This window comes from Kitasatospora sp. NPDC091257 (assembly GCF_044757675.1).
GTDB lineage: Bacteria > Actinomycetota > Actinomycetes > Streptomycetales > Streptomycetaceae > Kitasatospora > Kitasatospora lactacystinica.
Genome location: NZ_JBIVVI010000072.1, coordinates 3,817 through 14,538 on the forward strand (window position 1 = coordinate 3,817; position 10,722 = coordinate 14,538).

8 protein-coding genes are annotated in these 10,722 nt (G+C 74.0%); 4 read left to right on the plus strand and 4 right to left on the minus strand.

Annotated elements, in window-relative coordinates:
- On the plus strand, positions 1-1,078 hold a 1,078-nt coding region (locus ACIQOV_RS05600; protein ID WP_401045236.1), incomplete at its 5' end, for a M23 family metallopeptidase.
- A 15-nt stretch (positions 1,079-1,093) separates the two neighbouring features.
- On the opposite strand, the gene ACIQOV_RS05605 is transcribed toward ACIQOV_RS05600, so the two are convergent.
- On the minus strand, positions 1,094-1,726 hold the full coding sequence (locus ACIQOV_RS05605) for a TetR/AcrR family transcriptional regulator (protein WP_380542235.1): 633 nt from the start codon (positions 1,724-1,726) through the stop codon (positions 1,094-1,096).
- Positions 1,727-1,948: 222 nt separating this feature from the next.
- On the opposite strand from ACIQOV_RS05605, the gene ACIQOV_RS05610 reads away from it, so the two are divergent.
- Positions 1,949-3,544 carry an MDR family MFS transporter gene (locus ACIQOV_RS05610; protein ID WP_401045238.1) on the plus strand — a complete coding sequence of 532 codons (1,596 nt, stop codon included), beginning with the start codon at positions 1,949-1,951 and terminating at the stop codon, positions 3,542-3,544.
- 65 nt (positions 3,545-3,609) lie between these two features.
- Here ACIQOV_RS05610 and ACIQOV_RS05615 read toward each other — a convergent pair whose 3' ends face one another.
- Positions 3,610-4,545 carry an A/G-specific adenine glycosylase gene (locus tag ACIQOV_RS05615; RefSeq protein WP_401045241.1) on the minus strand — a complete coding sequence of 312 codons (936 nt, stop codon included), beginning with the start codon at positions 4,543-4,545 and terminating at the stop codon, positions 3,610-3,612.
- A 193-nt stretch (positions 4,546-4,738) separates the two neighbouring features.
- Between ACIQOV_RS05615 and ACIQOV_RS05620 the strand changes: the two genes are divergently transcribed.
- The gene (locus tag ACIQOV_RS05620; protein ID WP_401045244.1) at positions 4,739-5,593 is read left to right on the plus strand and encodes a hypothetical protein; all 855 of its coding nucleotides are present in this window, start codon (positions 4,739-4,741) and stop codon (positions 5,591-5,593) included.
- Between the two features lie 222 nt (positions 5,594-5,815).
- On the opposite strand, the gene disA is transcribed toward ACIQOV_RS05620, so the two are convergent.
- On the minus strand, positions 5,816-6,874 hold the full coding sequence (gene disA, locus ACIQOV_RS05625; protein ID WP_188306273.1) for a DNA integrity scanning diadenylate cyclase DisA: 1,059 nt from the start codon (positions 6,872-6,874) through the stop codon (positions 5,816-5,818).
- A gap of 200 nt (positions 6,875-7,074) precedes the next feature.
- Positions 7,075-8,598 (minus strand): DNA repair protein RadA, encoded by a 1,524-nt coding sequence (gene radA, locus ACIQOV_RS05630; RefSeq protein WP_401045247.1) that lies wholly within the window; start codon positions 8,596-8,598, stop codon positions 7,075-7,077.
- Between the two features lie 150 nt (positions 8,599-8,748).
- Here radA and ACIQOV_RS05635 point away from each other — a divergent pair.
- Positions 8,749-10,722, plus strand: a 1,974-nt coding sequence (locus tag ACIQOV_RS05635) for a hypothetical protein (protein WP_401045250.1), incomplete at its 3' end; no start/stop codon positions are given.

Genomic DNA, 10,722 nt, shown 5'->3' on the forward strand with positions numbered 1-10,722 from the left:
CCGTGCGGCGGCCCAGGCCGCGGCCTGGCAGCCCCGGCTCGACCACGCCGTCCGTACCCACGCCGCACCGCTGCGCACGCTCGCCGCCCGTGCGGCGGCCCAGGCCGCGGCCTGGCAGCCCCGGCTCGACCACGCCGTCCGTACCCACGCCGCACCGCTGCGCACGCTCGCCGCCCGTGCGGCGGCTCAGGCCGCGGCCTGGCAGCCCCGGCTCGACCACGCCGTCCGTACCCACGCCGCACCGCTGCGCACGCTCGGATCGCCCCGGCACACCACGCTGCCCGGCAGCCGGCAGCGGGCCGAGCACGACCACGCGCTGGTCTCGGCCGGAGCGGCCGCCGTGCTGCTCGCCGGCGTGCTGCTGGTCGCCACCCCGGGCTCGGCCTCGGCGCAGACCGTGCTGCCCACCACCCCGGGCAGCTCGGCCTTCACCGTGCCGACGGTGGACGTGCCGAGCGCGGGGCTGGTCCAGGTGGCCGGACCCAGCGCGTACAAGCTGCCCGACGACGGCGACTCCGCGCAGCAGTCCGTGGCCGTGGCGGCCAACCTGCTGCCGTTCGACCCGCCGGCACCGGAACCGGCACCGGAACCGGAACCGGAACCGGACGTCGCCGCCGAGCCGGCTCCCGAGCCCGGACCCGCGCCCGATCCCGGGCCGGCCCCGGCTCCCGGATGGTCGGCGCCGGTGCCGAACGCACCGACCAGCAACCCGTACGGGAAGCCCAACCGCAGCTACGCGGCCGGGTACCACACCGGGGTGGACTTCGCGGTCGCCCCGGGCACGCCGCTGCTGGCGGTCGGCGACGCGACCGTGGTGTCGGCCGGCTGGGACGGCGCGTACGGCAAGGAGGTCGTGCTGCGGCTGGCGGACGGGCACTTCGCGCAGTACGCCCACATGTCCTCGGTCGCCGTCTCGGCCGGCGGGCGGGTGTCCGCGGGCGAGCGGATCGGCATGTCCGGGAGCACCGGCAATTCGACCGGGCCGCACCTGCACTTCGAGATCCGCACCAGCAACCGCTACGGCGCGGTGGTCAACCCGATCGCCTACCTCGCGGGGCACGGCGTCACGAACTTCTGAGCCGCCCTGCGGCGCTCAGCCGGCGCCGGGCGCGGGGTGGCTGATCCGGGCGCCGATCTCCAGCGCGATGTCCCGGGCCGCGCCGATCGCCTCGTCCAGGTCGGCGGGGGGCAGCCGCTCGCCCCACACGTTCGGGGCGTGACCGCAGTCCGCGTTGTCCTGCTTGACCAGGAACAGCGACGAATGGACGGTGAACAGCGCCATCGCGGCCCGCAGCCGGTCGTGGAAGTCCGCGTCCGGCCCGTGCACCAGCTGCATCATGGTGATCATGCGATCCCTGAAGGCCAGCCCGGCCGGGGACTCGCGCAGCGCGGGCTGGTTCTCGTGGAAGAAGCGCAGCAACGGGGCCCGCTCGGCCATCCCGTCCGCGAAGCGGCGGATCAGCTCGTCGCGCACCTCCGGGCTCCAGACCTGCTGGCGGCCCCACGCGACGGTCTCGTCGATCGGCGCGGCCATCCGCTCGACGATGCCCAGGACGATGTCGTCCTTGGTCTTGAAGTGGTAGTAGAGCGCGGCCTTGGTGACACCCAGGCGGTCGGCGATCTCGCGCAGTGAGGTCTGCTCGTAGCCCTGCTCGGAGAAGAGCTCCAGCGACACCTCGATGATGCGAGCCCGGGTGTCGCTGCGGGGGCTGTGCGGAGTGCCCATGGCCTGCCTCATGACTGCGTCGGTGACTACTGCGGACCCCGGGACGGCGGCCGCCCCGGACTCATTCTCCCTGCCCAGAAGGCCGGTCGGGAAACTGGCTTGACGACCGGCTAGTAAACAACCTACCGTGCCGACGGTCGATAAACTAGCCGGGCGACAAGTAAGTGAGCCGCCGCACGGCACGACGCTCCGTCCGAACCACGCTCCGGGAGACCCCACCTCATGTCACAGTCCAAGACCGCCGGCCCGGTACCGGAGGACAAGACGGCCGAGGAGGAGCAACCGCGGTCGCCCCGCGAGATCCGCCTCGTGATGGTCGGTCTGGTCGTCACCATGCTGCTGGCCATGCTCGACAACCTGATCGTCGGCACCGCGATGCCGACCATCGTCCACGACCTCGGCGGCGGCGAGCACCTGTCCTGGGTGGTCACCGCCTACACCCTGGCCACCGCCGCCTCCACCCCGGTCTGGGGCAAGCTCGGCGACATGTACGGCCGCAAGGGCACCTTCCTCACCTCGATCGTGATCTTCCTGGTGGGCTCGGCGCTGTCCGGCCTGGCGCAGAACATGAACGAGCTGATCGGCTTCCGCGCCGTGCAGGGCCTGGGCGCCGGCGGTCTGATGGTCGGCGTCATGTCGATCATGGGCGCGCTCGTCCCGCCGCGCGACCGCGGCAAGTACCAGGGCATGTTCGCCGCGGTGATGGCCCTCGCCACCATCGGCGGCCCGCTGGCCGGCGGCTTCATCACCGACCACCTGAGCTGGCACTGGACCTTCTACATCAACCTGCCGCTCGGCGTGATCGCGCTCGCCGTGGTCGTCGTCACCCTGAAGCTGCCGAAGGTCCGCAACACCGCCAAGATCGACTACGCGGGCGTCGTGCTGCTCACCACCGGCATCACCTCGCTGGTGCTGATCACCACCTGGGGCGGCCAGCAGTACGCCTGGGGCTCCAAGGAGATCCTGGGCCTGACCGCGCTCGCCGCCGCCTCGCTGATCGCCTTCTGCTACGTGGAGCAGCGGGCCGAGGAGCCGATGCTCCCGCTCAGCCTGTTCCGGAACCTGAACTTCACCCTGGTCTCGATCATCGGCTTCATCGTCGGCTTCGTGATGTTCGGCTCGACCGTCTTCCTGCCGCTCTACCAGCAGACGGTCCAGGGCGCCTCGGCGACCAACTCCGGTCTGCTGCTGATGCCGATGATGTTCGGCATGCTGATCGTCTCGCTGGTGGTCGGCCAGGCCGTCACCAAGACCGGCAAGTACCGGATCTACCCGATCATCGGCACCGTCGTGATGACCGCCGGCCTGATCCTGCTCTCCACCATGGGCATCGGGACCAGCAGGTTCACCTCGGCCTGCTGGATGGTCGTGCTCGGCGCCGGCATGGGCTTCCTGATGCAGATCACCATGCTGGTCGCGCAGAACAGCGTCGAGCTCAAGGACATGGGCGTGGCCAGCTCCACCGCCACCCTGTTCCGCACCATCGGCGGCTCCTTCGGTGTCGCGCTGTTCGGCGCGCTGTTCAACAACCGGGTGACCGACACCATGGCGGAGATGCTGGCCGGGAAGCCGATGCCCCCGGGCGGCATGAAGGACCCGCAGCAGAGCAGCCTGGAGGAGTTGCACAAGCTGCCGGACTACGTCCAGGACGCCTACAACCACGCGGTGTCCAACGGCATGCACACCGTCTTCCTGTGGGGTGCGGGCGTGGCCGTGATCGCGATCGCCGCGGCGGTGTTCCTCCGCGAGGTGCCGCTGCGCGGGACCGGCAAGGGCGAGAAGCCGGCCGAGTCCTCGCTGGAGGCGGCGGCCGTCTGATGGTCCCGCCCGTACGGCGCCCCCGGGAGGTTCGTCCTCCCGGGGGCGCCGTCGTGTTCCGCCGCTTACTGGGGCAGCCGGTAGACGCCCTGCTCGACCGGCTCGACCAGGCCGTCCGCCACCAGGCCGTCCAGCGCCCGGGCCCGCTGCACCGCGTCCGGCCAGACCGCGTCCAGCCGGGCCTGCGGCACCGTCCCGTGCGCCTCGCGCAGCACCGCGAGCAGCTTGCCGCGCACCTGGCGGTCCGTCCCCTCGTAGGACTGACCGCGCCGGGCCGGGCCCTCGTACGGCGGGCGGCCGGCCCGCTGCCAGGCGCAGGCGGTGAACAGCGGGCAGTCCCCGCACTCCGGGCCGCGCGCGGTGCAGACCAGCGCGCCCAGCTCCATCACGCCGACCGCCCAGGTGGCCGCCGTCTCCGCGTCGTCCGGCAGCAGCGCGGTGGCGGTGCGGCGCTCGGCCGCGGTGGTCGCCTGGGGCGGGTACTCGACCCCGGTCACCGCGCGGGCGAAGACCCGGCGGACGTTGGTGTCCAGCACCACGTGCCGCTGGCGGAAGGCGAAGGAGGCGACGGCGGCGGCGGTGTACTCCCCCACCCCGGGCAGCGAGAGCAGCGTGGCGTGGTCGTCCGGGACCTCGCCGCCGTGCTCCTCGGTGATCGCCACCGCGGCCGCGTGCAGGCGCAGCGCCCGGCGCGGGTAGCCCAGCCGGCCCCACATCCGGACCGCCTCGCCGGACGGCTCGGCGGCGAGGGCGGCCGGGGTCGGCCAGCGGGTGAGCCAGGCCTCCCAGGCGGGCAGCACGCGCTTGACCGGGGTCTGCTGGAGCATGAACTCGCTCACCATGACCGCCCAGGGCGTCGCGTCGGGGGTCCGCCAGGGCAGGTCCCGCTTGCTCGCCTCGTACCAGTCCAGGACGGTCGAGTGGAACAGCGGCAGGGGCATCGGCAGCCGGGCGGCGTCGGCGGCGGAGACAGGGACGGAGGGGGTGGTGATGGCAGTCATGGCCCTTCGATCCTCCCATGCCCGCCGACCGGGCCGAAGTGGATCGGGCCACTCCGGATCCTCCCGGGGAAGCTCCGGAAATCGTCCGATTGGAGCTCGCTCGAACGGATCAAATGGCGGATCATGTGAAGGAAGGGGCGACTGTGCGGTGTTGGTGAGTCAATCGCCACACACAGTCTCGTAGAGTTTGATCGTGCCTTCTCTGCGTCAACCCGTCGGACCACTGCCGGCCTCGATCTACTGGCGTCGGCGCATCGTCGTGCTCGTCGCCGCCGCGGCGGTCGTCGCCCTGATCGCCTGGCTGATGATCGACCCGGGCGGGGGCGGTGACGGCGGCTCACCGGGCAACGCCGCACAGGCCGTTCCGTCCCAGTCCCAGAACCAGACCCCGGCCCAGGCCATCACGCCCGGCGCCTCCCCGAGCGGCCCCGCGGCACGCCCTGGCGGCGGCACCGGCGGCCCGGTGGCGGGCGGCGGCGGCACCGAGGTCAACCTCAGCGGCGGCACCGGCACCGGCGGCGCCAACCCGGCCCCCGGAGGCGGCGCAGCGCCGGCGACCGGCGGCGGTACGGGCGGCGGCACGGCCGGCGGCGGCACGGGCGGTGCTCCGGCCGTGAACACCCCCGAGATCATGGCGCTGCCGGTCTGCGCCTCCTCGCAGGTGGCGCTGGAGCTGGCCGGCACCCAGAACTCGTACCAGCCCAAGGACAAGCCCCGGCTGGCCCTGACGGTCAAGAACTCCTCCGGCACCAACTGCCGGGTGGACCTGGGCCGCACCGCCTCCGTGATCACGGTGAGCGGAAGCACCAACGACCGGGTCTGGTCCTCCGGTGACTGCCCGGCCGACAAGGGCAACATCTGGGTGCAGCTCGGCGCGAACGGCAGCCAGACCGAGACCTTCACCTGGGACCGCAGCCGCAGCAAGCCGCAGTGCGCGACCGCCGACCAGACGCCGCCGCCGAGCGGCACCTACGTGGTGCTCGCGGAGCTCACCGGGCTCTCCGGGGACAAGGTCTCGGCGCGGGCCTCGATCCGACTGGACAGCTGAGAACCGGTCAACTTTCCTGGAGCCCCCGGCCGCCGCGCGGCCGGGGGCTCCGTCGCGTCCGGGGGCGGGTTCGGTGCGGTGCTCCGCGGTGCTCCGCGCTTCGGCGCGGCACGGCTCCCGTTCGGTGCGGCTCCGGTTCGTGCGGACGTGCGACGGCCCCCGGGGAGGTCTGTCCCCGGGGGCCGTCGCCGAGTTCGGGTGTCCGTACGGCTGCGCGTCAGGTCAGACGTAGCGCTCCAGGATGGACGATTCGGCAAGGCGGGACAGGCCCTCGCGGACCGAGCGGGCGCGGGTCTCGCCGACGCCCTCGACGGTCTGCAGGTCGTCGATGCTCGCGGCGAGCAGCTTCTGGAGGCCGCCGAAGTGCTCGACCAGGCGCTCTATGACCGTGTTGGGCAGGCGCGGGATCTTCGCCAGCAGGCGGTAACCGCGCGGCGAGACGGCGGAGTCCAGCGACTCCGGCGAGCCCGAGTAGCCGAGCGCCTTGGCGACGGTCTGGAGGTCCAGCAGCTCGGCGTGGGTGAGCGCCTCCAGGTCGGCCAGCACCTCGGTGACCGTCCGGCCCTTCTTGGCGGCCCGCTCCGGGAAGTAGTCCCGGGCGACCAGCTCGCGCTCCGGCTCCACGCCCGCGATCAGCTCGTCCAGCTGGAGCGAGAGCAGCCGGCCGTCGATGCCGAGCTCCAGCACGTAGCCGGCGATCTCGGTGGCGATCAGCCGGACCATCTCCAGGCGCTGGGCCACGGCGGTGACGTCCCGGACCGTCACCAGGTCCTCGATCTCCAGCGCGGAGAGCGTGCCGGCCACCTCGTCCAGGCGCAGCTTGTAGCGCTCCAGGGTGGCCAGCGCCTGGTTGGCGCGGGACAGGACGGTGGTGGAGTCCTCCAGCACCCGGCGGGTGCCGTTGACGTACATCGCGATCAGCCGCATCGAGTGCGAGACCGCGACCACCGGGTAGCCGGTCTGCCGGTTGACCCGCTCGGCGGTGCGGTGGCGGGTGCCGGTCTCGTCGGTGGGGATGGTCGAGTCCGGCATCAGGTGCACGCCGGCCCGGACGATCTTGGTGATGTCCTTGTCGAGCACCACCGCGCCGTCGAGCTTGCACAGCTCGCGCAACCGGGTGGCGCTGAACTCGACGTCCAGGACGAAGCCGCCGGTGCACAGGGACTCGACGGTCTTGTCGAAGCCCAGCACGATCAGACCGCCGGTGTTGGCCCGCAGGACCCGCTCCAGGCCGTCACGAAGCGCGGTACCGGGCGCGATGGCGGTGAGGGAGGCCCGCAGCAGGGCCTCCTCGCGGGAGGCCTTGTCCGCCCCCCGGTCGCTGGCTGCCACGTGACTCCTCCGGTCGACCCGTGCCGCGCGCCTCACGCCGTGCGCCGGTCCGCGGTCTGTTGCTCTGTCGCTCAGTACCGCTCGGTACTGCCTTTTGGCCAATGAGACTGGGGAAAGTCTAACTGTGTGCGGCTTCGGCAGGGCTTGGGTCAGCGCAGTTCGTCGGAGTCCAGCGGCTCCCAGCCCTCCATCAGCTCCTCGGGGTACGCCGCGGGGCGGTCCGCGGCCCGGGCGGAACGCGGGGCCGGCGGCGCCGACGGTGCCTCACCGCGCGGCTCGGTACGCGGCTTGGCGGCCGAGCGGCGGCGGCCCGGGATGGCCCGCAGCGCCTCGCCGATGTCGGCCACCTCGACCACCTTCATGCCCGGCGGCACCTTGCCCGGGTCCGGCGGGACGAGGGCGTGGGTGAAGCCCAGCCGGTGCGCCTCGGCGAGCCTCCGCTGCACACCCGTCACCCGCCGCACCTCGCCCGCCAGGCCGACCTCGCCGATCGCCACCAGGTTGCTGGGCAGCGGGGTGTCGGTGGACGAGCTGGCCACCGCGAGCGCCACCGCGAGGTCCGCGGACGGCTCGGTCAGCTTCACCCCGCCGACCGTCGCGGTGTAGATGTCCTGCTTGCCGAGCTTCACCCCGCCGTGCCGCTCGACCACGGCCAGGATCATCGCGATCCGGGGGGACTCCAGGCCCGAGGTGGTGCGCCGCGGCGAGGGGATCTGCGAATCCACCATCAGCGCCTGCACCTCGGCCACCAGCGGGCGCTTGCCCTCCAGGGTGACGGTGAGGCAGGTGCCGGGAACGGGCTTGTCACGCCTGGTCAGGAAGAGGCCGGACGGGTCGGCCAGGCCGACGATGCCCTCGTCGTGCAGCTCGAAGCAGCCCACCTCGTCGGTGGCGCCGTAGCGGTTCTTGACCCCGCGGATGAGCCGCAGCCGGGCGTGCCGGTCACCCTCGAAGCTCAGCACCACGTCCACCAGGTGCTCCAGCAGGCGCGGACCGGCGATCTGGCCGTCCTTGGTGACGTGGCCGACCAGCAGGGTGGCCATGCCGCGCTCCTTGGACGCCCGGATCAGCGCGCCCGCCACCTCGCGGACCTGGGCCGGGCCGCCGGGGGCGCCGTCCAGCTCCGCGGAGGCGATGGTCTGCACCGAGTCCAGGATCAGCAGGCCGGGGTTGACCGCCTCGATGTGCCCGAGCACCGCGCCGAGATCCTGTTCGGCGGCGAGGTAGAGGTGCTCGGAGAGGGCGTTGATCCGGTCCGCGCGCAGCCGGACCTGGCCGGCCGACTCCTCGCCGGTGACGTAGAGCGTGCGGTGCTGCGCGGTGGCCGCCTTGGCGGCGACGTCCAGCAGCAGGGTGGACTTGCCGACGCCGGGCTCGCCCGCCAGCAGCACCACCGCGCCGGGCACCAGGCCGCCGCCGAGCACCCGGTCCAGCTCCGGCACGCCCGTCGAACGGGCCGTCGCGACCTGGCCGTCCACCTCGGCGATCGGGCGGGCGGGCGCGCTGACCGGACCCGCGGCCGTCGTGCGGATCGGCACCGCGCCGTACTCCTCGACCGTGCCCCAGGCGTTGCACTCCGGGCAGCGGCCGACCCACTTGGGCAGCTGGTTGCCGCACTCGGTGCATCGGTACGCCGGGCGGGGCTTGGCGGTGGTCTTGGAACGCGGAGGCATGCGGCCCACCGTAGCGCCTGGGTGTGACAACGACGGGCCGCCGGCGGGCCCGCCGCGCATCCAGACAGATGGACGATGTTGTTACCCGAAAGAAGTACATACGCGGCGAATGGTCGGAGTCAGCCGTCCGCGTTCTCTACCGTCGGACGGGTGACGACGAGAACTGTTGGGCCGACCGGGGCGGTCGGGCCTGGGTGGTCGGGCCGGCCGGAGAGGTCTCGGTGGCTGACCGGGGCGGTCGGGCCCGCCGAGTCGGCCGGGGCCGCGGGCTCCGGGGCCGCAGGCTCGGCCGGGCCTGTCGAACAGCGGGCCGGCGCCGCGCTCGCGGCGTACGACCGGCAGGTGGACGGCCTGTTCACCTACTGCCTCTCGGTGCTCTGCGAGCACGACGCGGCCGCCGACGCCCTGCGCGAGGTCCGCGAACTGGCCCGGCGGCACGGCGCCCGGCTCGCCGAGCCCGGGCTGCTGCGCGCCTGGCTGTTCTCGCTCGCCCGGTACTGCTGCCTGCGCCGGCTCGCGGACGGTGGCCCGGCCGTGGCGGGTACCGGGACCGGGACCGGGCGGGCGGCGGCGACCGGCGCCGCACCGGACGAGGCCGAGACGGACGAGACCGGGGCCGAGGCGGCCCGGCGGCGGCGCGAGCTGTCCTCGCTCGCCTGGCCCGAGGCGGCCGGCACCGACCCGGAACAGCGCGAGGCACTGGAGCTGTCCGTCCGGCACCGGCTGACCCCGCTGGAGGTGGCGGCGGTGCTGGGCCTGCCGTTCGAGCGGACCCGCGCACTGCTGGCCGGAGCCGAGGCCGAGGTCGCCCGGACCAGGGCGGCACTGCTGGTGCTCGGCGTGGGCAGTTGCCCGGAGCTGGACCGGCTCGGCGGTGCCGGGGCGGAGTCCTGGCGGGACTGGGTGCTCGGCCCGGCCCTGCGACGGGAACTGGTGCAGCACGTGCTGGACTGCCCGACCTGCCGGGGTACGGCGGAGCGGGTGGCCGCGCACGAGGCCGCCGAGGGTGCGGCCGGGCTGTCGGGGCTGGCGCTGCTGCGCGCTCCGGTGGACAGCTCCGGGACCGCCGCGGTCACCGGCGCGGTCACCGGCGCGGCGACCGCCCGGGCGGCTGCCGTTCGGGCGGCGGCTGCTCCGGCGACGGCGGCTCGGGTGGCGGCTGCTCGGGTGGCGGAGCCGGGGCTGCGGTTCGACCAGAGCGGCTTCCCCCGGCACCGGGCTCCGGACGCGGGGCGCGGGCTGGCGGTGCGCCGGCGGGTGGTGACCACCGGGGTGCTCGCGGCCGTCCTGGCGGCGCCGGTGATCGCGCTCTGGGCCGGGCACCGGGGCGGCGGCGGATCGGGTTCCGCGGCCTCGGTGTCGGCGGTGCGGGTGGACGGGGCCGGGCGGCCCGCCGGGCAGGGGCCACGGCCCGCGGTGGACGGCCCGACGGGGTCGGGTGCGCCCGGCATGCCCGGGCTGGAGCTGGCGGGGGCCGGGGTCGGGATGGTCGCGGATGGTGCCGGTGTGGACGGTGCAGAAACGTTGCTTCCCGGGTTTCCGCGGCTCACCTTCCAGGGCTCGGTGATCCCGGTCCCGGCCCACGGCGCGACCCCGCTCGACAGCCCGGCCCTGGTCGCCGCACCGGCCCCATCCGTCGACCGGGCCTCCGCGACGGGCACCGGAGAGCCCGCCCCGGCCGGGCTGCTCACCGTCGAGGCCGGCGAGTACGGCAGCCGGACCATCCTCACCCTCACCAACTCCGGCACCACCGAGATCCGTTGGCACGCGGTGACGGAGGCCGGCTGGCTCCGGCTCAGCCGCGACTCCGGCACCCTGGCGCCCGGCCAACGGATCACCGTGATCGTCACCGTGGACGAGGACCAGGCGCCGACCGCGCACTGGACCGCCCGGATCGCGCTGCCGCCCTCGCAGGCGGTGGTCACCCTGGAGGGCGGACCGCACAACCGCGGTGGCTCCGCCTCCTCCCCGGCCGATCCGTCGCCGTCCTCGGCGCCGGCGCCGACCGGTTCCGCCGACACCTCGCCCACGGCGGCCCCCACCACGTCGAGCCCGCCCACGTCGTCCCCCTCGCCGTCCGGCCCGCCGACCGGCTCCCCGTCCCCCTCGGGCACGGCCACCACC

Excerpts from the sequence above, each read along its gene's own strand:
- ACIQOV_RS05605 (WP_380542235.1), bottom strand. The coding sequence starts at position 1,726 with ATGGGCACTCCGCACAGCCCCCGCAGCGACACCCGGGCTCGCATCATC.
- ACIQOV_RS05610 (WP_401045238.1), top strand. The coding sequence starts at position 1,949 with ATGTCACAGTCCAAGACCGCCGGCCCGGTACCGGAGGACAAGACGGCC.
- ACIQOV_RS05615 (WP_401045241.1), bottom strand. The coding sequence starts at position 4,545 with ATGACTGCCATCACCACCCCCTCCGTCCCTGTCTCCGCCGCCGACGCC.
- radA (WP_401045247.1), bottom strand. The coding sequence starts at position 8,598 with ATGCCTCCGCGTTCCAAGACCACCGCCAAGCCCCGCCCGGCGTACCGA.